Origin of the sequence: Parabacteroides goldsteinii, from assembly GCF_020091425.1 — a bacterium.
Taxonomy (GTDB): Bacteria; Bacteroidota; Bacteroidia; order Bacteroidales; family Tannerellaceae; genus Parabacteroides; species Parabacteroides goldsteinii.
Map to the genome: position 1 here is coordinate 20045 of NZ_CP081905.1, position 22002 is coordinate 42046.

The 22002-nt window shown below is 40.8% G+C and carries 32 protein-coding genes and 3 pseudogenes; 12 read left to right on the plus strand and 23 right to left on the minus strand.

Features of this window, described 5'->3' with window-relative positions:
• Positions 1-25: 25 nt before the first annotated feature.
• Complete coding sequence (locus K6V26_RS00325) at positions 26-187, plus strand: hypothetical protein (RefSeq protein ID WP_005868748.1); 162 nt, start codon at positions 26-28, stop codon at positions 185-187.
• A 157-nt stretch (positions 188-344) separates the two neighbouring features.
• Here K6V26_RS00325 and K6V26_RS00330 read toward each other — a convergent pair whose 3' ends face one another.
• The 3 genes and pseudogenes from K6V26_RS00330 to K6V26_RS00340 form a co-directional block, all read right to left on the minus strand.
• Positions 345-1622 carry a type II toxin-antitoxin system HipA family toxin gene (locus K6V26_RS00330; protein WP_005868749.1) on the minus strand — a complete coding sequence of 426 codons (1278 nt, stop codon included), beginning with the start codon at positions 1620-1622 and terminating at the stop codon, positions 345-347.
• Complete coding sequence (locus tag K6V26_RS00335) at positions 1619-1957, minus strand: helix-turn-helix domain-containing protein (RefSeq protein WP_005868750.1); 339 nt, start codon at positions 1955-1957, stop codon at positions 1619-1621. Before K6V26_RS00335 ends, K6V26_RS00330 begins: the two co-directional genes overlap by 4 nt.
• Positions 1958-2126: 169 nt before the next feature.
• A pseudogene (locus K6V26_RS00340) lies at positions 2127-2462 on the minus strand (single-stranded DNA-binding protein).
• A 331-nt stretch (positions 2463-2793) separates the two neighbouring features.
• Between K6V26_RS00340 and K6V26_RS00345 the strand changes: the two are divergent.
• The gene (locus K6V26_RS00345; protein WP_007564664.1) at positions 2794-2991 is read left to right on the plus strand and encodes a hypothetical protein; all 198 of its coding nucleotides are present in this window, start codon (positions 2794-2796) and stop codon (positions 2989-2991) included.
• 344 nt (positions 2992-3335) lie between these two features.
• On the opposite strand, the gene K6V26_RS00350 is transcribed toward K6V26_RS00345, so the two are convergent.
• From K6V26_RS00350 to K6V26_RS00360, 3 genes are read right to left on the minus strand one after another with little or no spacing between them, the layout of a single operon-like run.
• Positions 3336-3818 (minus strand): DUF3990 domain-containing protein, encoded by a 483-nt coding sequence (locus K6V26_RS00350; protein ID WP_005868753.1) that lies wholly within the window; start codon positions 3816-3818, stop codon positions 3336-3338.
• Positions 3815-4264: a DUF3791 domain-containing protein gene (locus K6V26_RS00355; protein ID WP_005868755.1), complete on the minus strand. Its 450-nt coding sequence runs from the start codon at positions 4262-4264 to the stop codon at positions 3815-3817. Before K6V26_RS00355 ends, K6V26_RS00350 begins: the two co-directional genes overlap by 4 nt.
• A gap of 13 nt (positions 4265-4277) precedes the next feature.
• Positions 4278-4439, minus strand: a complete 162-nt coding sequence (locus tag K6V26_RS00360) for a hypothetical protein (RefSeq protein WP_007564662.1) — start codon at positions 4437-4439, stop codon at positions 4278-4280.
• 261 nt (positions 4440-4700) lie between these two features.
• On the opposite strand from K6V26_RS00360, the gene K6V26_RS00365 reads away from it, so the two are divergent.
• Positions 4701-5864, plus strand: a complete 1164-nt coding sequence (locus K6V26_RS00365; RefSeq protein WP_005868407.1) for an IS4 family transposase — start codon at positions 4701-4703, stop codon at positions 5862-5864.
• A 193-nt stretch (positions 5865-6057) separates the two neighbouring features.
• Here K6V26_RS00365 and K6V26_RS00370 read toward each other — a convergent pair whose 3' ends face one another.
• Together K6V26_RS00370 and K6V26_RS00375 are read right to left on the minus strand one after the other, a co-directional pair.
• Entirely contained in the window at positions 6058-6672 is a 615-nt protein-coding gene (locus tag K6V26_RS00370; protein WP_005868759.1) for an SLOG family protein, read from the minus strand.
• A gap of 1 nt (position 6673) precedes the next feature.
• Complete coding sequence (locus K6V26_RS00375; RefSeq protein WP_005868760.1) at positions 6674-7240, minus strand: phosphoribosyltransferase; 567 nt, start codon at positions 7238-7240, stop codon at positions 6674-6676.
• A 398-nt stretch (positions 7241-7638) separates the two neighbouring features.
• Here K6V26_RS00375 and K6V26_RS00380 point away from each other — a divergent pair, with 398 nt between their 5' ends.
• Complete coding sequence (locus tag K6V26_RS00380) at positions 7639-7839, plus strand: hypothetical protein (RefSeq protein WP_008782408.1); 201 nt, start codon at positions 7639-7641, stop codon at positions 7837-7839.
• A gap of 212 nt (positions 7840-8051) precedes the next feature.
• Here K6V26_RS00380 and K6V26_RS00385 read toward each other — a convergent pair whose 3' ends face one another.
• The 5 genes from K6V26_RS00385 to K6V26_RS00405 are packed head-to-tail and all read right to left on the minus strand — an operon-like array spanning position 8052 to position 10298.
• A complete protein-coding gene (locus K6V26_RS00385; RefSeq protein ID WP_224263218.1) occupies positions 8052-8360 on the minus strand; it encodes a hypothetical protein in 309 nt (102 codons plus the stop codon).
• A gap of 44 nt (positions 8361-8404) precedes the next feature.
• On the minus strand, positions 8405-8728 hold the full coding sequence (locus K6V26_RS00390; protein WP_005868762.1) for a hypothetical protein: 324 nt from the start codon (positions 8726-8728) through the stop codon (positions 8405-8407).
• A gap of 29 nt (positions 8729-8757) precedes the next feature.
• Positions 8758-9465, minus strand: a complete 708-nt coding sequence (locus K6V26_RS00395; RefSeq protein ID WP_008782409.1) for an N-6 DNA methylase — start codon at positions 9463-9465, stop codon at positions 8758-8760.
• Positions 9466-9498: 33 nt separating this feature from the next.
• Positions 9499-9762: a hypothetical protein gene (locus tag K6V26_RS00400; protein ID WP_005868765.1), complete on the minus strand. Its 264-nt coding sequence runs from the start codon at positions 9760-9762 to the stop codon at positions 9499-9501.
• A gap of 56 nt (positions 9763-9818) precedes the next feature.
• Positions 9819-10298, minus strand: a complete 480-nt coding sequence (locus K6V26_RS00405) for an LPD28 domain-containing protein (RefSeq protein ID WP_005868767.1) — start codon at positions 10296-10298, stop codon at positions 9819-9821.
• A gap of 410 nt (positions 10299-10708) precedes the next feature.
• Here K6V26_RS00405 and K6V26_RS00410 point away from each other — a divergent pair, with 410 nt between their 5' ends.
• The 4 genes from K6V26_RS00410 (at position 10709) to K6V26_RS00425 (ending at position 12125) form a co-directional block, all read left to right on the plus strand.
• Positions 10709-10909, plus strand: a complete 201-nt coding sequence (locus K6V26_RS00410) for a hypothetical protein (protein ID WP_007564649.1) — start codon at positions 10709-10711, stop codon at positions 10907-10909.
• Positions 10910-11106: 197 nt separating this feature from the next.
• Positions 11107-11361, plus strand: a complete 255-nt coding sequence (locus K6V26_RS00415; RefSeq protein ID WP_005868768.1) for a hypothetical protein — start codon at positions 11107-11109, stop codon at positions 11359-11361.
• Between the two features lie 45 nt (positions 11362-11406).
• Positions 11407-11733 (plus strand): hypothetical protein, encoded by a 327-nt coding sequence (locus K6V26_RS00420; RefSeq protein ID WP_005868769.1) that lies wholly within the window; start codon positions 11407-11409, stop codon positions 11731-11733.
• 14 nt (positions 11734-11747) lie between these two features.
• Entirely contained in the window at positions 11748-12125 is a 378-nt protein-coding gene (locus K6V26_RS00425) for a hypothetical protein (protein ID WP_005868770.1), read from the plus strand.
• Positions 12126-12186: 61 nt separating this feature from the next.
• On the opposite strand, the gene K6V26_RS00430 is transcribed toward K6V26_RS00425, so the two are convergent.
• The 5 genes from K6V26_RS00430 to K6V26_RS00450 form a co-directional block, all read right to left on the minus strand.
• Entirely contained in the window at positions 12187-12459 is a 273-nt protein-coding gene (locus tag K6V26_RS00430) for a hypothetical protein (RefSeq protein WP_005868772.1), read from the minus strand.
• Between the two features lie 12 nt (positions 12460-12471).
• Entirely contained in the window at positions 12472-12756 is a 285-nt protein-coding gene (locus tag K6V26_RS00435; protein ID WP_005868774.1) for an HU family DNA-binding protein, read from the minus strand.
• A 99-nt stretch (positions 12757-12855) separates the two neighbouring features.
• Positions 12856-13254 (minus strand): hypothetical protein, encoded by a 399-nt coding sequence (locus K6V26_RS00440; protein WP_005868776.1) that lies wholly within the window; start codon positions 13252-13254, stop codon positions 12856-12858.
• 49 nt (positions 13255-13303) lie between these two features.
• A complete protein-coding gene (locus K6V26_RS00445; RefSeq protein WP_005868777.1) occupies positions 13304-13624 on the minus strand; it encodes a type II toxin-antitoxin system PemK/MazF family toxin in 321 nt (106 codons plus the stop codon).
• Positions 13618-13866, minus strand: coding sequence for an AbrB/MazE/SpoVT family DNA-binding domain-containing protein (locus K6V26_RS00450; protein WP_005868778.1), 249 nt, complete (start codon positions 13864-13866; stop codon positions 13618-13620). Before K6V26_RS00450 ends, K6V26_RS00445 begins: the two co-directional genes overlap by 7 nt.
• 433 nt (positions 13867-14299) lie before the next feature.
• On the opposite strand from K6V26_RS00450, the pseudogene K6V26_RS00455 reads away from it, so the two are divergent.
• The 3 genes and pseudogenes from K6V26_RS00455 (at position 14300) to K6V26_RS00465 (ending at position 16136) form a co-directional block, all read left to right on the plus strand.
• Positions 14300-15152 (plus strand): annotated as a pseudogene (locus K6V26_RS00455) (virulence RhuM family protein).
• A 16-nt stretch (positions 15153-15168) separates the two neighbouring features.
• On the plus strand, positions 15169-15498 hold the full coding sequence (locus tag K6V26_RS00460) for a hypothetical protein (protein ID WP_005868780.1): 330 nt from the start codon (positions 15169-15171) through the stop codon (positions 15496-15498).
• Between the two features lie 41 nt (positions 15499-15539).
• Entirely contained in the window at positions 15540-16136 is a 597-nt protein-coding gene (locus K6V26_RS00465; RefSeq protein ID WP_005868781.1) for a recombinase family protein, read from the plus strand.
• A gap of 112 nt (positions 16137-16248) precedes the next feature.
• Here K6V26_RS00465 and K6V26_RS00470 read toward each other — a convergent pair whose 3' ends face one another.
• The 5 genes from K6V26_RS00470 to K6V26_RS00490 all read right to left on the minus strand — a co-directional run bounded on the left by K6V26_RS00470 (position 16249) and on the right by K6V26_RS00490 (position 20676).
• Complete coding sequence (locus K6V26_RS00470) at positions 16249-16647, minus strand: hypothetical protein (RefSeq protein ID WP_005868782.1); 399 nt, start codon at positions 16645-16647, stop codon at positions 16249-16251.
• 348 nt (positions 16648-16995) lie between these two features.
• Positions 16996-17406, minus strand: a complete 411-nt coding sequence (locus tag K6V26_RS00475; RefSeq protein WP_005868783.1) for a hypothetical protein — start codon at positions 17404-17406, stop codon at positions 16996-16998.
• 176 nt (positions 17407-17582) lie between these two features.
• On the minus strand, positions 17583-18209 hold the full coding sequence (locus K6V26_RS00480; protein WP_005868785.1) for a JAB domain-containing protein: 627 nt from the start codon (positions 18207-18209) through the stop codon (positions 17583-17585).
• An 881-nt stretch (positions 18210-19090) separates the two neighbouring features.
• Positions 19091-20299 (minus strand): hypothetical protein, encoded by a 1209-nt coding sequence (locus K6V26_RS00485; protein WP_005868786.1) that lies wholly within the window; start codon positions 20297-20299, stop codon positions 19091-19093.
• Between the two features lie 203 nt (positions 20300-20502).
• Positions 20503-20676: a hypothetical protein gene (locus K6V26_RS00490; RefSeq protein ID WP_224201638.1), complete on the minus strand. Its 174-nt coding sequence runs from the start codon at positions 20674-20676 to the stop codon at positions 20503-20505.
• On the opposite strand from K6V26_RS00490, the pseudogene K6V26_RS00495 reads away from it, so the two are divergent.
• Positions 20658-21917 (plus strand): annotated as a pseudogene (locus K6V26_RS00495) (IS1380 family transposase); the annotation flags it as partial. The gene K6V26_RS00490 and the pseudogene K6V26_RS00495 sit on opposite strands and share 19 nt — an antisense overlap.
• Positions 21918-22002 lie beyond the last annotated feature (85 nt).

The window sequence follows — 22002 nt, forward strand, 5'->3', positions numbered from 1 at the left end:
ATACAGCCCTAAAAGGCTGGGGCATATGGGTAAGCAACAGACTGCCGGGCAAATAAAAGGAGAGTGGCATAGCCGCCGGAAAGAGGTTGTCTCGATGTGGCCGAAGCTCCGAAAGCAGACCGGATATGCCTCTCTCCTTTGCCTTCCCCATTCCTGGATTTCACACAATCACGGAGCCTGCGAGTGACTATGAGAAATCCTGAAACGGGGACAGTCACTCCGCTGAAAGGGTGGGTGGGAAACATGTGACTTTCTCCAAAATAACAAATAGGGGTATAAAGATCTCAAAAGAAAAGAAAGCCGTTCCAGAAAAGACTGGAGCAACTATCACCATCTACTGTTCTTTAAGTTAATTGCAGCAAATCCAAATCATCAGTGACCAATCCATCCAATACATGTTGGATTTTATCAAATATAGCCTTATCTATGCCATACGTGGCGCATAACGATTGAAATTTGCTTACAGCATCGAACACCTGTAATATCTTCTTTTCGGGCTCCTCTACAAAATCCTCGGCAAAGTTGACGAAATCACTTGTAGTCAAGGCAGACCTTTTGCCCATCACGCCCATCGAATGAATGTGTGCTGAAGAATTTTCCCATGTATTTGCCGTGAACATTACATCATATGCAGGTGATAAACGCCATACCCCTGCCTTATCCATGATAAACGATATGTTCTTATTATGATCATCGGATATACCTGCGACATAATTAAATACCATTCTGATAAATATCTGATCTTTGTCTTCCTGGGGAAGTTTCAGAGTCTCTGCTATCCAACACAGCTTCATATAATCATCTGCACCCGGCATAATGGCCGCAAGGGTCTGACTAAAGAGCTTTTCTCCATTCTTACGATCAAATCTTTCCGTTACGAAATGATTTCTTCCATCAATTTCTTTCAGGAAGCATGGCATCATGTTGATTCCCGCCGCCTTTGCCATTTCGCTATATACCATTTCTATCTCTGTGGTAGGAGAGTCATCTGCTTCTTTAAATTTGATGATATACTGCTTAAAATTTTCAGGCAAATCCACCTGGCCGGAACGAAACTCTTCCGTTTCGAGATTATAGGCAATCACTGCCTTCGGGCGCATGCCACCGGCAGAAGTTCCAAGATATATCAACTTTTTCATCGTGAGGCTATCCTCCGGTGATATGACAGCAGCATCTCGATCATTATATATTTTAGAAGCCAAAGTTGCCAATGATGACATATTTACTGACTCATGGATGGCATCATCATTAAATTCCGGTTCAAATTCCAATGCTCCCATAGCCCTCTTGCCAATATAAGAGAGCTTCAATAGAGGCAATGATTCCGTAACCTTTATATTATTATCCGTGAGCCATTGGTCAAATAGGGAAGCCCCCCATTTGTCAGGAAGCGCATCTGCAAGAAATTCCGGAAGCCCTTGATATAATTTATCTTTATTCCCATAGAAAGACGCAAACAAAGGGGTTCTCTTAGGGTGTGTGGAAGGGCATATATCATAATCTTGTTTCCTATATTCATCCGTAAATTGGAATACAGAACAATGCTTTTCAAAGTCCCAATTCAATTTGCCAATGCAAGTCCCCCACAGATATACATTCACTATAATCGGCTCTTTCTTCATACCATCTTACGTTTACCGTTAATTCTTTGTATTCTTTTACCTGTTTTTTCATTGATTAGGAAAGGGGAGTCTGGAAGTTCCGGAACCAAACCGACAACGCCTTCAAGAGTTCCACTTATACGCAAAATCTTAAGCAATGTACTTAGGGCAATATCACTTACTTTACAAGATTCTATTCTCTTAATAGTAACGATAGATACTCCTGCCTTATCCGCAAATTCTTGCTGGGAAAAACAGCAGCTAAGTCTTATAGACTTAACTCTCTTGCAGATTTCCTTTACAATACATTCATCTGAAAATTCGTATATTGTATATGTATCATATAATCTTTTCATAGAAAAACATATTTAGGTATCATTTTTGATACAAAAATACCGATAAATCTGAAAATCACCAAATTAAGAAACACTTTTTTTATAATCTTCTGCTGCATTAGCAAACGATTGAAGCGACCTTGTGCCGCTTCAATCGTTTGATTGCTTTTTCTTTTTAGTCCGGGGGTTCTTATTTTTCCGGAGTCGGGTAGAACTTAGTAGCTACCATCACAATGCGGTTACGTTTCTCCCCACTTTTAGAATCCGTCCATTCTTCCGGCTTAAAGTAGCCTTCAACGGTAATCAGTACATCTTTTTGCAGTATCCAAAAAGCATAGCGGTCTTCCATCTTACTCTAGGCTTCAACTTTCATAACAGAGGAAACAAATGTTTTTTCTTCATTTATCTTGCCTATGCGACTGACCACAATAGAGAAGTGTGCAACCTTTACTATTTCGAATAAATGGATTTCTGCATCCCTACAAATCCTGCCTGTTACTGCGAATGAATTTTCAATCTTTTTCATATCTCTGATTTTTTAGAAGTTAATTAATCAATTTTACAGTGCAATAACTGATTGTTGGCTTTGGGGGACACCATGAAAAAAGATATAAATACTCTTTTTATGCTGGCCGGAAAAAGGAAGATTTGTAACTTTTTTATTGGTGAAGATGGCAACGAATAATTCGGGTTAAATACGCTTTTTGTGCAAGGCAAAAAAAGGAAGATTTCAGACGAATAACAACGTGGTGTTTGTGAATCGTCCCCTTATCCCCGTAAAAGGGGTTAGCAACAATCTATATTTGCAACGGAAAATGATTTGACTTCCCTAAAAAATGATATGAAAAAGACAAAACTTGAAAATCAGTAACAGGTTTGGAAAGGATGCAAAAAACAACCGGTTAGACAGCAAGCATGGCACATCCCGAAAAGATGGTCAGCCGCCTATCGACACACCGGAAGAAACATCTGCAATTCCTTTTAAAAAAATGAAGCCGAAGAATGAAGCATATCATATTCCACGTATCGAAAAAAGTGACTGCACGATAAAATGAAAAGCTGCAACGGAAGAACTGACTTGCGGATTCTGCGGGAGAACATAACCACACAGGCATACAGCCACTACACCTGTTTCCAATAAAAGAAGATTACACCACCGGAAAAGCAGAAAGGCTCCACTCGGAGAAAAGCAAGCAAACGATTGAAGCGGACTGCCGATTTGGCAGCGAAATATCCAACTACCTATCTACAGCCCTAAAAGGCTAGGACATATGGGTAAGCAACAGACTGCCGGGCAGTCACTCCGCTGAAAGGGTGGGTGGGAAAAAACTAAGTGGACGCAAAAAACAACCTTACCATTGGGGGATAAACTTCCCCCTATTTTCACTTCACATATTCTTTACCCCACTTCAATTGATTCAACAAACTTCAACAACAAAGCGACTGTTACCGTATGAAATGAAAGCTGATTGAACAACTTATGCGCTTTCAGCATCTCAATAGCGGCTTCAGCCGTAACAACTCTCTGTTCATAAAGCCGAATTGTCGCATATAACTGGTCATTTGCGACAGGCCCCATTATTAGGTCATAGTCACCGTTTTCTCTTCCTCTGCGGTTGTTGACAACAAACTCCAGCCATTCTTTTGTCGCACCCATAAACCGAAGAACCGGATATTCCCTATCAAGAATATCATCGGGAACTTCATAAACAGAGACGATTGCTTTTTCGCTCTGTTCCCTGTTCTTCTTCAACAAAGCCCATTTTTTTGCTTGTTCAAAGTTGGTTGTCGTATAAAATCCCTTCCCAAAGTCCGTAGCCTTCCGTCCTTTCTGTATATTAGGGCGTTTCACGGTAACTGTAGATCCATGAAATAGTCTCATTTTCTTTTATTGATATAAGTCGTTATAGTATCTAATATATATTCGGGGTCTTGGGTATGAAGCATTTCAAAAGTCTCATCCAAAAAATCAAAAACCCCATAGTCCGAAAACAACAACAAGGTTTCTTCCGCACTTTGTTTCTTTTCCTCCCTATAATTCTCAATGCAGAACATCTTGAAAAGCAGGATCTTCGTGTCACCGTTATACCGTCGTTTTTCTTCTGTTTTTTCCTTCTCCAATGTTTCATAAAGCGACAATGTACTTGAATACCATAACTTGGTACTCTTATCCAGCAAAGATTTATACAACTTGGAAGAATATATATAATACAGTGCATCGCCTAAAGGCAATGCCTTTTTCTTCATGACCAGTTCTACCAGCTCTCTCATCACGAATGGGAGCATGGTTGAGTCAAGTTCTCCTTGATTTTTATGAGTAATTTCCATATTCTTGTTGTTATTACTTTAGCATATTTTCGAAAACACCTTCTTCACAGTTCTTTATACACACCTGACACTCGGCCACCACTTCTCTTAATATTCGGGCACATTCTTCATTCGAATGCCCTTGCAGTAATTCATAGGCATATCGCATCAGTTCATTAGCTTCCATTGTTTCCATCCTTATCAATAATATTCAAGTTCATCATTATTTTCTGCAACGACTCCATATTTGGAGTTCCTAACCAACACACACCTATGCAAAAGGTCATATTGTTCTCTGTATCTGAAAAACGCATATTGTTTTACCTTTTACAAACATTGTTGTCCCATTAAAATCTAAAAGAGTTCTTTGAAATATTTGAAATTTAGTTAGTTACAGCGATTTTCCGAGCGAACGGACTTGAATTTGTAGCTTTGCATCAGATTAATCCGATGGCATATGTTCCAAGACAAATACGTTTTCGCTCAATTGGCTTCATTTCTGAATCGAAGTAAGTTTAACCGCATAGTCACCAAGTATGATGGTGATAAATATGTGAAGCACTTCACCTGCTGGAATCAACTACTTGCTTTGATGTTTGGTCAACTTTCTAATCGTGAAAGTCTGCGAGATTTGATAGTTGCTCTTGAAGCTCATCATTCCAAATGTTATCATTTAGGAATGGGTAAAAATGTATCAAAGTCATCGCTGGCAAGAGCAAATCAAGATAGAGACTATCACATCTTTGAAGAATATGCTTACTACCTGGTTAGCGAAGCACGACAAAAGTGTGCTAATCATATTTTCAAACTTGGCGGTAACGTTTATGCTTTCGATTCGACTACTATTGACCTGTGCCTTTCAGTCTTTTGGTGGGCAAAATTCCGCAAAAAGAAAGGTGGTATCAAAGTGCATACATTATATGATGTGGAAACACAGATTCCTGCATTCTTTCATATCACGGAAGCATCCGTACACGATTCTAAAGTTATGATTGAAATTCCTTATGAACCAAGCTCTTATTACATCTTTGACCGCGGTTATAACAACTTCAAAATACTGTATAAAATTCATCAAATTGAAGCCTACTTTGTTGTCAGAGCAAAAAAGAATCTCGGGTACAAATCCATCCAATGGAAACGTAGGCTGCCTAAGAATGTGCTTTCAGACGCAAGTGTATTTCTGACAGGATTCTATCCTAAACAATATTATCCAGAGCCACTTAGATTGGTTAAATATTGGGATGAAGAACAAGAACGAGAATTTACATTCATAACCAATGCGATGCATATATCTGCGCTTCAAGTTGCTGAACTTTATAAAAATCGCTGGCAGGTAGAGCTGTTTTTCAAATGGCTCAAGCAGCACCTTAAAATCAAAAGATTTTGGGGAACTACAGAGAATGCTGTTCGAATACAGATATATGCTGCTATATGCGCTTACTGTTTGGTGGCAATCATTCAACACGATATGCAACTGAACAGAAGTACATATGAAGTGTTACAAATACTGAGCATCTCATTGACTGATAAGACTCATCTGAGAGACCTCTTTGATAAAACTAAATTTCAAAATGACAAAGAACGATTCGGACCAAATGGGCCAAGTTTATTTAATTTTTAATTCGTCCCAATTTTAATGGGACACTAATGTTTTACAAAGGTAAAACAATTAAGTAAAATTCATCTATCATTGCTTTTCATATTTATTGTGTCTTTCTCTTTTGCATCGGAAGTATTAGCACTTACAGCAACCAGACAGTATGACATCGCCACGTTTGATCATACCGCTGGAAAACAACGATATACAATCTGAATCAAAACAGATTGTATATCACCAATTTCTTTTTTTGTGCCTTGTTAAACGTATAAGAAGTTCCTCCGGCAGATTTTCCATCCCAATAGGCAATCAGCCTACAGGCGTGTGAAATCATGTAATCATTACGGTGGGCATAGCATTGGGCATAATAATATTCGGATAGAACTACCACCTTGTCGGCTTGGCGCAAAATATCAGCATACCTCTGTTTGTCCTCTTTGTTGAAATACACATCTTGCCCGACATAAGGAACAACCGCCACCAAAACCATATCGGGATATTGTTTCCTTTGTTCAAGTACGGTATGAGCAGCCATCATGTCAAATCCAACCGCACAACCAATATAGAAAAAACGGATTCCATTCTCATAGCAGAAACGTACCTCTTCATTCAACGATACGGACAAAGCATATTTATTTGTTCGTATCGTTCTATGACCGGTAAAAGCAACGGACATCATTTTCATCCATTTATCACGTGCCTTTCTACATATATCCAACGAACCTGCCGAAGTTTCATACACCATTCCATTCACCTCATAACGATAAGTGAACCAAGTAGTATCTCCAAAGATATCCTTCTGCTTCTCTATATAACTCTCTTTTTCTTTCATCTTATAACATACGGACAACTGTTTTACCTAAAAAGAAACCTCCCAAAACCTCACCTCCTATTTTTTCCAACTGACATGCGAAACGAGCATACGAAAACCCTTTTGTTAAAATATCGTCAAATACCAAGATTTTCTTACCCCGAAAAAAGTCCTTGTCAAATTCTATCACTTGTACTTTTTGAAGCGACTTGCTGTCAAATTTCTCGTGAATAGCCAAACGATCTCCACTGACACGTATATGTTCATACGCATTGATAGCACCTGAAAACTTACACACAGCCGAAGCAAACCCCTTATAACGAAGTTCATTCTTATCAGCGGAAGAAGCCGGAACACAAGCAAAAACAATATTCTTAACATCATCACCAAAAACTTGATGTAACTTATTCGCTATCATCCAAGCTATATTCAAATAAGCTTTTCCATCCTTAAAACTCCATATCATCTTACGAATTTGCCATTCTCTTTCCGTTGCCTGCCGATATTGCATAGGAAGATACTCAAAGAAAGAAAACATCATCTTATGCCATTGTCTGTCTAAACTAGGATATTTACTCTGATGTGCCATAGTCTTTTATCTATTAAAATTAAACTTATGCTTCAGCTAGATTTAAAGACCTTTTTTTAAACCCCTTTCCGGGATGGCCTTTTCTTTCTGCCGACTTTTTTTTTGAGCTTTCATGCCCCATCTGAGTTTATAAGCCTTTTTTTTACGGCACGCATCAATAAGGAAGGAGGGATTAAGAAAAGTTTTGGACGACAAAAAATGTTGGGGACAGCGAAGCCGTCCGGCGTTATTTTTTTCGGGACAAAGGGCGAAGACCGGAACTCTTTCGTATCCATCCACCGAAATAAATTTGCCGTTCAAAAACAAAGGATCTCAGATGGAGCTATGAAAAAAGCACATTAGGGGAGGCAGAAAACAAGGAAAAGGGCAGTACGGAAAGTAAAACAAGCCATACGGTTTTGCAAGCAAAACCATACTCCTATCTCCCTGCCACAAGTGACAGGGGGGAACGGGTTAGCAACGGACTGCCGGGACAAACGGTAAAAGGAAGGGACTGCAATACGGAAGAAGGAGGTTGTTTCGGCAATGCCGAAGCTCCGGATGATGACCATTGCAATCCCGCCCACGTTTGGAACTTCTCTTTTCCGGTTTACCCATAATCAGCCGCATAGCGGATGATTACGGGTAAACCGGGAATGAGAACAGTCATTCCGATGAAGGGGAGGGTGGGAAAGAATACTGCGTGAACGCAAATTAATGGGATTACCAGTAACTCCAAGCGTTTTTTGCTACTTTTTTGGGGTGCTTGCCAAAAAGTAGCGGACAGCAAAATACCCTCCCTTCCCTAATCCAAAAGAAGGGAGAATGTGCTTCATTGAAGGTATATAGGTTCCGTTCCCTGATTATAACAATACATAGTGTTATTTCTGAAACCATCAAAGCATATATGAAAATCATCGAAATCCTGTTCCGTGGCCAAACGAACCTTATCACTCAACAAAACCATGCATTGTTTATTGACAGATGTAGCCAAAGAGGTAGTACGTCCCGGCTTTATCTCCAATGCCACCACATAAGAAGTCCTTCGTGGATAGATATACCCAATAATTTCCTCATTGAGTACAACCAAACGAATAACATCTTCATTCAAAACGGGAATATTATTAATTTTGCCCATCATTGTTATAATATAAATCAGTTTATAATCATTAAAATACAATATCATTACAAATGATACCTATAATTTTTATAGGTAAACTTTTCCACCGAGACCACCTCATAAAGATAGTCTTCATGGCAAGAAGCCATTATACAGTTCTCACATTCAAGAATAGGATTTATAACTACACGGAATTTAATAGTGCCGTCCACCAGAACAAACTCCACCCGATTAAAGAACCCTTGTAGAGAATGCCCTTCCTTATCCATCAGACGCACTACTTCACCTGTAAAAACAGCCAATTCCTTAGCCTGCCATTTCGCTTTACGCAAACAACTGTTCGCCGCTTTGACGTTCTCATTCACCTCTTTTGTTCTTATTGCTTTCATACCAAAATCCTTTTTACATATTTATCTTGTCAAAAATCAAAAGTCAGCTGCGTAGCCCTTGCGTTGCTCTGAATCGACCTCTTCAATTCAGAATTATCCTCCATTGCATTTTCAAGTTTCCTAATAAAAGAAGTGTCACCTGCTTCCGTTATCTTTAAAATAGGCAACCATACTCCGGCTATCAGCTGTAAATCTATATGATAACTTCTCCAATGCTGCATTGTCAATGTATTCATCCATGCGACTTCACCGGGTACGCTATTCATCATCAGATTGACAACGGTCATCTTTACACAAATCAAATCTATATCCGAGCCATAACAAAAAAGCCTTCCTCCATCATTCTCTTCCGCACATTTTTTTACAGCGGAAAGTAGCATCCTGCCGGAACCACAGCACGAATCACAGACCGACTGTTTAGGTTTCAGCCTATTTCCCCCCATACATGCCATCAAATCAGCAACGTGTATCGGGGTAAAGAACTGTCCGTTATTCCCATGACTGACACACTCCATGAACATATCTCCCAAGACATCGCAAAATCCTTCCGAATATTCAGACACCCTATAAAACATTTGAACAAAAAGTTCCATTTCATATGGCTTATATCTTTTTTCCACTCTACGATAATCCTCCGCCAACATCCCGACAGACAAATAGTAAAGACAAACATCCAAAAAATCCCGAAAGGCTTCTTCATATCCCCGACTGAAAGCAAGCTTTTCATAAAGTTTCATTATCTCCTTTGGTATCATACTTTTCTGACTTCATTATTCACAACATTCTATATTCCTTGTGCCATAGATTTTATCAAAAGCCGCTTTTATCTCCGAGCGATATTTACAGTCCTTCTCAAAACAAAGTTGTTTTGTCCAAAAATCGAAATCAAAACCATCGGTATTATCAATCGTTACAGAAACATAATCAGTCATACCACTCTGACATACAACCGTATGCCGATTTACACAAAAGTGGTCATTTAAAGCAGTTTCTTTTCGGGTAATGCGTTCTACCATCTTATCTATCCACTTCATACTTATAATATTTTATGTAATTGCCCCATTCCAAGAGGCAGTTACGGTTATACTCATTAAAAATCGTTCTCGTTCAAAAACAGCACATCGCCTTTCATCACCATCCAATTAATCTCACTCAGATGATAGCCACAATGCCCACTCAAAAAAATCTCAATCTCTTCAGTGGTCTGCAATCTCCTGTCTGGGCTTATCACCGCAACATTACCGGAATTACAATCCAATACAGCCAGTTTCTCATAAGCCCACTCACCAAACTGGCAGAACTCGATAAAATTGGTATAGGTTATCCGTATGCTATTGTTTGCATCAAATTCAAGGGGTGACTTTGTAATGAATGAACCTGCATGATTCACCACCACAGAGGGGCTAATCTCTGCCAATGAAGATAAGCTGTCATCCCATCTAATCTCATAAAGGAAAAATCCTTTTGGCAATGAATTGCGGTCTATACGATAACTGGAAAAAAGACCGTCTATCGTTTCATTAATAACTAACTGTTCATAATCTCCTTCTAAATAGTGTACTCGTGACATAACTCGTTGTTTTTTGGGATTGTTAAACTTCTAATTTTATGCTTCAGCTAGATTTAAAGACCTTTTTTTAAAACCCCTTTCCGGGATGGCCTTTTCTTTCTGCCGACTTTTTTTTTGAGCTTTCATGCCCCATCTGAGTTTATGAGCCTTTTTTTTACGGCACACAACAATAAGGAAGGAGGGATTAAGAAAAGTTTTGGACGACAAAAAATGTTGGGGACAGCGAAGCCGTCCGGCGTTATTTTTTTCGGGACAAAGGGCGAAGACCGGAACTCTTTCGTATCCATCCACCGAAATAAATTTGCCGTTCAAAAACAAAGGGTCTCAGATGGGGCTATGAAAAACGCACATTAAGGGAGGCAGAAAACTAGGAAAAGGGCAGTACGGAAAGTAAAACAAGCCATACGGTTTTGCCTGCAAAACCGTATTCCTATCTCCCTGCCACAAGTGGCAGGGGGGAACGGGTTAGCAACGGACTGCCGGGACAAACGGTAAAAGGACGGGGCTGCAATACGGAAGAAGGAGGTTGTTTCGGCAATGCCGAAGCTCCGGATGATGACCATTGCAATCCCGCCCACGTTTGGAACTTCTCTTTTCTGGTTTGCCCATAATCAGCCGCATAGCGGATGACTACGGGTAAACCGGAAATGAGAACAGTCATTCCGATGAAGGGGAGGGTGGGAAAGAATACTGCGTGAACGCAAAAACACAGTATGTCATCTTAAAACAATATCTTTAAAAAGTTTTTCAGAAGAAATGCTTACCAATATCCTAATAATTATTACTTTTGATAACATAATACAACGATATGGAAAAGAAAAAGATTACAATAGAGGTAGAACCAGCTACAGCCGTAGCTACCGTCGGTTTATTGCGTGGGATATTTCCCAGTATCATCGAACAACTGGAAAGGCAAGCCGCAACAAACGGCAGCCCCTTAAAATTCAATAAAGTAGAAAATATGCAAGAAGTATTGGATGAGATTTATGAAAAGTGCATTGCCGAAACGAACCTCCGGGAGTTTGCCCAGGCGCACTTAAATAGTGACGGATTACCTAACTGATACAGAAATACGGAATCTGCCAGCCATCCTTATTCCAAATAACAAATGGTACAGAATTACACACCTGTCATGTGGGATGACAAAGCATTTGCCTTTGTCCCCTACGAAGCATTCAGTGATTTGCCACATTATCCCAAAGAAAAATGTGAGCAAATTTGCAAAGAGCTGAACAGCCTTATAAGACTATGTACTTATAGGCCGAAAAAGGAAGATATTTATTTTCATCCGGTAAGTTATGTACGTCGTTCCGGAGGTTTCATAGTTACGGATAATCAGGCATCCTTTGAGAAATGCCCCTATCCTGCTTGCGCAGACCGTCATAGCTGCCAAAAAATATGTGATTTGATGAACCGTATCATTGAAGAGTCTTAATTATATAAAATACCATGGAACATCCAAACTCCAAATGCAGAATAGCACAAGCTGAATATTTAAGTCGGCTACCTGAAGAAGAACGGGAAAATAAGGCCAGAGATATTAGAATCGGAAACGCCAGCTATATTTACCACCAACAAGCGGTTCCAATCCAAGAAAACAGATTGATAATGTATTATAAAGAGTGGTTGGAAGGTCTTCCTCCCAACATTTCACGCCATATGAGAATGCTTGGATTTGAAGCATGTAAGACAATGATTCCGTTTACGAGATATGTGAACGAAAGAAACGATATTGGTATGCGTGACTGGATGCAAGAGCATCTTTCACCGAGTGACTTCAACTATTGGCAGGAACTTTCGAAAAAAGCAGGTTCGCCAACATTTTAATCCCATCCCGTTCAATACGCTGCCTGAAGAATAAAAGGTGCGTATTAAACGAGAATATTTTTTAGCGTTTAGTCATCTCTTCCCGCACCAGTTCCGTTTCTGTCGGGGAGAGTTTCGGCAATTTGACAGTTGCCGGACTTTCTAACTGGTAAGCCTTCACCTCATTGATAAGCAGCTGCCAGTCAAAAAGAAATTCTTCGGAACAACCATGTTTACGATAAATTTCTTTTGCTGCTTCCAAAATCTCAGGAGCGCAAAAATCGTCTCCCTGAAAGACAACTGCCGGACGATCATTATTGATACAGTCTCTCAATAATCGTAACTGATCTTTCATTGTGTTTACCTATTATGCGTTCTGTTGTTTTACCATTTTCAAAAATTCGTCAGACGGTTTAAATGCCGGTATGTTATGAGCCGGAATAATCATAGTAGTATTCTTAGAGATATTCCGAGCTGTCTTTTGCGCTCTCTTCTTCACTATGAAACTACCGAATCCACGAAGATAGACATTTTCCTCCTTACCCAACGAAGTCTTTACCTCGTTCATGAATCCTTCCAAAACAGCAAGCACCGCTTTGCCGTCGATGCCGGTTCTGGCAGATATTTCCTTTACGATTTCCGATTTAGTCATTTCTTTATAATTTGAAAATTAGCGTGCAAAGATAATTAATCCAATGGATTATTTAAAGTCTGGCATCCGCAGCAAGCCCTGCCTTCGCCCAATGAAGTGTTAAATTGTTGCGTATGGGTCAAGTTCCTTAATCCGCTTACACAAATAATCAAAGCGTTTCTTGGTAAGCGGTGTGAGTGTATCGAGGTTCTTGCCATCGAAATTCTCTCCGAAAATAAGGTCGTCCACTCCTATGCCGTGATTGTAATTCTCGCGCACGCAATCACGCAGAATCCAAAGGTTATGCAGGTTCACCCAGTCGGCTGTAATGTTTCTGATTTTACTGAACAGCAGCGCAGCAGTGTAAAGGTAGTGTCCGCAATGGTTGTAGTCATGCAACACCAGCTTGCCCTGGTAATAGATGTCGAAATCCTTGTTTTCTTCATCTTCCTTTGTATCGCAGTAGAAGAATGGAATGTCTTTCAGACCGTCCCAATTAATATAAGTAGTTGGCTTCATAATATCTTTTTTGAATACGCTACATAACCTGTTATTTGCACACTTTCCATTATTCACAGAACATTTGATGAAACACTTCCTTCAGTCTTTTTATCTCACTGAAATTCAAATCTCCAATCTTTCTTTTCAGCCGGCTTTTGTCCACCGTGCGAATCTGATCCGTGGCTATCTCCCCATCACGCCCGGCTACAGAACACAGAACCCGGTAAGGATAGTTCCTTATGGTGGAGGTTATCGGAGCAATGACTACTATTGTAAGGTACATATTCAAATCTGAAGGAGTTACAACAACACATGGCCGTGTCTTTGCCATTTCACCCCCACGGGTAGGGTCTAACTCTACCCAATACACTCCATACTGTTCTACCATGTCCAATCCTCAAACTTTTCATCCTCAAACACATCAGGGATAAGCAACTCATCATCCCCATTCTCATGGGCACGTTTGGCAGCTTCCGCCCATCCCTGCCGTGGTTGTGCCTTTATCACAATATTGTTCCCGTCCAAAGAAATGCTCACAGCCGATTTCAAGGACAAACGCAACTGTTTCAATATCTCGGAAGGAAGTATTATCCCCTTGCTGTTTCCAATCTGAATAATGTTTGTTACCATAATGTTATAACTTTAAAATTGATTATCACAACACAAATATAGACAAAGTTATAACAATACCAAAAGAAAAGCCAACTTTTTTCCATTTTCACCGATAACCCGGCCAACGGCTGCACTCGTCGGGAGGCTAGTGCCCCCCTTGCCGTGCGGCGCTCCCCGACCTATGATTCTTATCATGTCTTGTGTCCTTTTCTCCGCTTCTAACAAACAAATCTGCATAAAATATAGATTTGCGTTTCCATTTGAATTTTAGTTATTTGATACCCTAACTATGAATAGCAAACAGATAACTGATTTTTAAAACAGCAGAATGTTTCTGTTTTATTAAAATAAAAAGGGAACAAATTTTTAAGGTAATACTTACGGAAAAAACAGACTTTATAACGTTTCTTTTTCGTACATTTGCAACAATATAATAAAAGCGAAACATATAATGGAGAAGCAAGGAGAAATCATACTATACCAACCGGATGAAGCTGTAAGGTTGGAAGTACGTTTAGAAGATGAAACCGTTTGGCTCACACAAGCGCAGATAGCAGAACTTTTTCAACGTGACAGAACCGTTATTACCAAACATATAAATAATGTTTTTAAGGAAAAGGAATTGGAAGAGAAAAGCAATGTGCATTTTTTGCACATTGCTAATTCCGATAAGCCTGTCAAGTTCTTTAGTCTAGACGTAATAATTTCAGTTGGATACAGAGTTAAAAGCGTAAGAGGTACGCAATTCAGGCAATGGGCAAATAAAATTTTAAAAGAATATTTATTGAAAGGTTATTCTATAAACCAACGGCTCAATGACATGGAATATAGAATGAACAATAGATTCTTCCAAATAGAGAAAACCATTGCTGAACATGATGCAAAGATAGACTTCTTTGTACGCACCTCATTGCCTCCGGTGGAAGGTATATTCTTTGACGGTCAGATATTCGATGCGTATAAGTTTGCTACAGATTTAATAAAGTCTGCCAAATGCTCACTTGTGCTTATCGACAACTATGTAGATGAATCCGTGTTACTCATGTTGAGCAAACGAAACAGTGGAGTATCAGCTACTATTTATACACAAAATAAACGCACAGCTCCAACTTGATTTAAACAAACACAATGACCAATATCCTCCCATTGAAGCTAGAACCTACAAAAGTAGTCATGACCGCTTCTTAATCATTGATAATACGGAAGTATATCATATTGGGGCATCGCTAAAGGATTTGGGCAAGAAAATGTTTGCTTTCTCCAAACTGGAACTTCCTGCCCATACGATAATTGATGTATTATGAAATAAGCTAATCACCCATGCGAGAAGCGGAAGAGAATATAAAATTCAAGATGGAAATTGACGTATTGGTTCCCATTCCACGTACTGTCACCCGTGATTTCACCAGTTTGAAGCACCTGCGTCAATGGCAGAAACGGAATGACATCGATGGTTCTCTTTACTGTTTTGCACACCGGGAATACCTGCTCAACGAAAAGGGAGAATGGGAACAATTTACCGTTATCGGCAAACAGGTAGTGACTATCGGAGAACTGGAAAGGCTTCTTTTGGCAATGAAGCAAAAGGGGTTCAACCAATACAGCCGTGAGGAATATGAAGAATTAATGTCTTCATATTTGAAAAAGTGAAGAATTAAAACCTTCATTACACATTTAAATACGAAAACAGGATGAAAATAGGATATGCCCGTGTTTCCACCAAGGAACAACATCTGGATATGCAACTGGAAGCGTTGAAGGCTGCCGGATGCGAGAAAATCTTCTCTGAGAAAATGACCGGACGTCAACAAAACCGCCCGGAACTGGATGCCTGCCTGAGCTTTCTCCGGGAAGGCGACACACTTGTCGTATATAAGCTGGACCGGCTTGGCCGTTCGCTGAAGAATATCCTTACGCTATTGGAAGATTTCAAGAATAGGGGCATCCAATTCACCTCACTGCAAGACAACATCAGTACGGAAGGCGCAATCGGCCAACTGATGAACAACATTCTCGGTGCTTTCGCTCAGTTTGAAAGAGACCTTATCTATGAGAGAACCCAAGAAGGCAGAAGAATCGCCAAGGAAAAAGGTGTCAAATTCGGCAGAAAGACACTTATCAACAAAAACAACATCGCCAAGCAGAAAAGCTGCATCCAACTCTATGAATCCGGAACGCCGGTAAGGGAGATACAGAAAATATTAAACATAGGCAGTAGCGGAACAGTATATCGCCTATTAAGAAGGAATGGAATTGCGCTGAAATCCGAGAACAAAAATAACAAATAACGAATAAACCTCTGCCCATCCTTCAAAGATGATTCTCAAAGATCGTCTGCAATTCCACCTCTCAGCAAGATTATAGGAAAGTCCCCTTCACGGGGACTGATTTTTTTTAATTTTAATACAATAACTCCATGCACTCCTGTACCGCTTTTTCCAATGCTTCTTCCAAACAACAAAAAGCGTCCGCATTACTTTCGGAGTCATACAACACATAATCTCCAGCCCTCACAACCACATGCCAGACCGCCACGTTTTGTTCTGTTTGAAACGTATATTCACGAGTCTGTATCATCCATTGGATACATGCTGCCAGTGTCGGGCACTCGCACATATACATCGGGGTATTCCTTCCCTCAATATCGGTGCGTAGCCTATCCTGTTTGTCATACCAATACTCACAAGGCACGTAATAGTATAATTCCTTCATCATAAGAGCTGTGTCGCTATTAACCAATCTCTCTTTGTTGATTTGTGTAATCAAATTTTCCATATTAGCATTATTTAAGTTGAACATCTGATTTATTCTTCAGCTAGATTCAAGACCTTTTCATTTTTTGTATCGGGAAGGTCTTTGGTCAGCCGACCTTTTTTTTGATGTCATTCCCCATCTGAGTTCTGAGCCTTTTTTCGGCATATCAAGGTCTGGATTGCAAGCAATAAGCCAAGTTTCACTTATGGAAAATGTCGGGAAGACACTTCTTCATCGTTATTTTCCATACAGTAAAGGCGCATGGCCGTAACTTGCCATTTGCGGAATCCCGAAACCTTTGCCGAGCAAAAAGCCGGACTCGGATCGGAGGAAAGAAGCCGGGGGAGGCAGCCCACAGAAAGGGCAATCCGATACAATCAAGAAATTAACCTGCTATACCCTTGTGCGAGTGAAATAATCCATCATAGACACTACATACCTAAGTAGTGGTATCAATACACCGATCACATATATCATAGCGTAGCCCAAAAGGACAAAAGGTAATGTTTTACGATAAAGACATGCAACAGCGAGCAATATAAACGAAAAAGAAAAGCCATAAACCCCATATTGAAAACCGGGTATCAACTCATAAACAGGTACGGGTTCCGGATGAAGCATGGCTCCGGCCACAATAGAATAAAGGCTGGTCAATAATATAAGCAGCGTATATAAGCAACTCTTAAGAATCCTGGGATCATTCCTTTTACAATAGAGAATCGTTCGGATATCACTTCTAAGAAACTCAATGCCCAGTAAGAGAGCCACCATAACGCCTGTATCAAAAGTAGAAAATACATTCATTCCGATCACCTTTGGCGCGAAGATATGTATTTATTCTGAAAAGCCACGTCTTTGCGTATTTTACGATGTCGCATCCGATAGTCCGGGAAGCATTTTTTTGGTTCTTTTTTGGGGTGACTGCCAAAAAAGAACCCCGAAGCCGAAATCCCGGGCAGACGGGATTTCTCCCGTCCACCTTACCTATTTTGCAATCTTCCCTCGTCCGCATAGCTATAATAGTTATTGCCTGCCACAATCACATGGTCAACCAAACGGATGTCTAATGTTTCAGCGGCTTTTTTAACTGCTTCCGTCAAGCGGTCATCCGCACTGCTGGGCTTGCGTGCTCCTGATGGGTGGTTATGTACCATGATAAAAGATACGGCGTTATAATACAATGCCTGCTTCATGATAACCCGTATATCCACAGGGGCGGTATTTATCCCGCCGCATGAGATACGGACTTTACGGATGAGTTTGGACGAACTGTTCAGCAACAGCACCCACATCTCTTCAGTAGCTATATCGCACAAAACAGGATGCATCATTTTATAAACATTATTGCTGGATAAAAGCGCAGGACTTTCAACTTGCCCTTCTTTCAGCCGTTTATATAGCTCAATCGCCGCATAAGCGACTTTTTTACGGCTGGGTGTTAGTGTTTCCAGTACATCAGACAAGCACAATCCTTCTATTTCCATCTGTTCATACTTATATTCTTCACGTTTCAGTTTCTCACTGTTCGTCAAGGTATAAATCAACTCGCTGTTTTCCATCACCCGATAAACGTCATTCACTTCAAATACGGTTCTCTTCGTTTTCATACTGCCAAAAATTAAAAGATTAATACTCGCAAACATCGCTTGTCGCCCCAACCATAAATTTTTCCTCAACTGATTGGGAACAGTGCATTGAAGAGAAAGCGGGAAAGACGGATCAGAACGGGATTGAACTGGTAAATACTACCTCCCGGAATGGGAGGATGGAGATTTGGCTTTTCAATATCGGGCGTTCCGGCCACGCCTACCTTCGCAATGTTCCTATCAGTTCAGGAAAAAATCATCATACCTCTCTTCCGGCATAGCCGGAGCGTAGAGCGTTAGGGATAGCAGGGAAAAGCCTGGAGGGTAACGAGGACTTGCAACGAATAGCCCGGTCAGAAGGGAACGCCCTGAAAAACTAATTCGGATACAGAAGATGAACAGAACCGCCTTCCAATCATATAAAAAAGCGTGAAAATCAACACATACTTCCGAAAAATCTTTTTCCGAAAGTACGTATAGGGCATGTGAAGGGAAAATTTATTTTCCCAGTCATTTCTATGTTATCGCTTTGGGGATATTTAAAGGGGTTAGGAGTTTAGGTCTTTATTATGTATTTTGGTGGATGGTTTTACACAGCCGATACCTTTTATTTAAAAATTTCTCTCTTTTATTTCACTGATATACCGACATATAAAAAAAACAGGGATTACCTATTCCCTTCATTAACGGGTGGACGGTTTTACACAGCTGACAAGTGAAACCGGACGCTTTTACACAACTAAAGCAAAAGGAGTGGACGGTTCTACACAACTAGAAGCAACAAACGGGACACTTCTACACAACTAAAACAGGCAAAGCGGATGACTCCACACATCTAATCACCCCAATAGGGACACTTCTACACAACTAATTCTATAAAAAACCGTGAAACGTGGACGGTTCTACACAGCTGGATCGTCCATGTTCACCGCCCCGTCCGTCTCCGGAGATATGAACTCTTCAGGAGCAGGAGCAACTTCCGTTCCATTGGCACTCTCCAACTCTTCCTGTGCCCATCCTTCCGGAAACCTGCCGAATACAGCCACGAAATCACTGATATATATCTGTTTCTTCTTTTCTACGCTTTCCGGGGAGTTTGCCCATAAAAGGAACTCTTTATACAGTCCGGCATCTTCCTCCACCTCTTTGATCTTCTTCCTCCTGACAGCCATATCCGTGTCCGGGTAGGCAATCTCGACATACAGCCCAAGCAGGTTCTTATAGAATTTCTTCACCACGACAGCATATTGTCCTTCATCAAAATAGTGCAGCGTATGCCTAGGAAACGAGAACAACACGGTATATGCCCATCTCTCATGATCGCCTTTCACAAAAGAGAAATTGAAATTGGTATATTTCAGGTAAGTATTCATCTTTTTCAGTATCGAGGCGACCTTCTTTTTCCGGTCTTTGGGTTCGGCAATCTCTATGCCGAGCTTTTTAGCCAGCTGATCGACTGTCAGCACATAAAAAGGAGCCTCATTCTTGGTGGTCTTATACTTGATCAGGTAAACCATCTTGGAAAGTTCCAGATAGAAATAGCGGTAACGGCTGGGCAGGCTACGGTAATCCTGAAGTTCCAAGAGGTTATAGAGCGAGAACATGAAATTCTTTATCTCCGGGCTTACCACTGCCGAGTACAGCCTTTTCGTTGACTTCTTCGTCTTGAAATCGGTCATTATGTCGAAACGTTTCAAGATCTGCACGAAATTATAGGATGTACGGCCATCCTCGCCAATGGTCGGATAGCAGAGGTTCTCCAATCCCAGTTTATAGAGAGCCGCCTCAAAAACCGTCTCGATAGGATGGCTGATTCTCTGTCCTGCCGTGTCGGTACATACATATTCCGGCTGCATATTCTTTCCGAACATGGCCGCGAGCTGCCGGCTATCCAGCTTGCGCTGCAAGTTGGTACGGTCATACCCCATCTTACGGCAGAAGTCTTCTACGGAGAACCAGGAAGTCCCGAACAAGTCTTTGAGGTGATAGCTGCCCAGGTATATGATCAGATCGAGCATGACATTTCCACCTGCCTCATACAACCGTTCAATCAGCACGGAATTATAGCTTTCCCCAAGCACCCTAGGGACACGAATCAGTTCTTTTGCCATGATAATACTTACAAAATCAATCCTTTCTCTGTTTTCATTGCCACAAAGATAGGCATACCGGCCAACATACGCGTCATAATTATCAATCAGTTTTAACGGTATGACCGGTATGGGAAAAGGAGAAGTACTTTCCTGAAGAATGCTTTATCCGCCCTTCATCAGAAAGAAAGCATCTTACACCTGTACCCCATAGACATCCTATATTACTTTTTCAGTTCTTCCGATAAAAAGGAACGGTCTATCAATACTTGCACCAATGGTTTCTCTTTGACAAACTCATCAAGCTCACGCTTTATCAATTTATTGCCCAACCCTATGCGTCGTCCAAATTCCTCGAAATCCTTCCGCCCTACCTGATGAGCAATTTGACTCCACATTGTCATCTGTAATCGACTCAACCCTCGGTCTAAGGTGTAGATCGTTAGGTTATCAGTACAGCGAAATCATCCGTTCTCTCATGAGTATCTACTTCTGTGGTGGCTCATGTATTGAGGATGTCACTACTCATTTGATGAACCATCTCTCGCTTCATCCGACACTTCATACTTGTAGTTCTGATACTATCCTCAGAGCGATAAAGGAACTGACGCAAGAAAACATCTCATACACATCAGATACGGGTAAGAACTACGATTTCAACACGGCTGACACTCTCAATACTTTACTGCTCAATTGTATGTTTGCATCTGACCAACTGAAAGAGGGTGAGAAGTATGATGCAAAGCCTACATACAAGAAGTTCTCTGGTTATCGCCCTGGCGTGGCGGTTATTGGTGACTTGATTGTTGGCATTGAGAATAGCGATGGTAACACAAAAGTTCCATTTCATGGCACGTTTTCTCGCCATGGCAGAGCTTAAGTAAACTTAGCTCTGCTCATCTGGCTTAACGAAAACCTTCGTTTTCATCAGAAGGACACGCTGAAGAGGTTCTTTGAGAGATTTGAACAGAACAGGCTCACTATCAATCGTTTCAGAGCTGATTGCGGATCATGTTCCGAGGAAATCGTGGAGGAAATAGAGAAACACTGCAAGTCCTTCTATATCCGCACTAACCGCTGCAGTTCGCTCTACAATGACATATTTGCTCTCAGAGGCTGGAAGACTGAGGAAATCAATGGCATTGAGTTTGAATTGAACTCTATCCTTGTTGAGAAGTGGAAGGGTAAAGCATACCGACTTGTGATTCAAAGACAGAAACGGATGGATGGTGTGCAGGATCTTTGGGAAGGAGAATACACATACCGTTGTATCCTGACTAACGACTATGAATCTTCCGTAAGAGAAATTGTCGAGTTCTATAACCTTCGTGGAGGAAAGGAACGTATCTTTGATGATATGAACAATGGTTTCGGGTGGGACAGATTGCCCAAATCCTTCATGGCCGAGAACACTGTGTTCCTTCTTCTTACAGCACTTATCCGTAACTTCTACAAGGCCATTATCCAAAGACTTGACGTAAAGAGGTTCGGACTCAATGCAACAAGTCGCATAAAAGCGTTTGTCTTCAGGTTTATCTCTGTACCAGCCAAGTGGATCAGGACATCAAGGCGGTATGTGCTGAATATCTATACCTGTAACAATGCTTACGCAGATATTTTTCAGACTGATTTTGGATAACGCCTACAACTTATGGGTATGATACTGCGTATTGTCTCAAGTCGCATTGTGGGGTAAGGGGATGTTGTAGGCAGAAGTGGGTGTT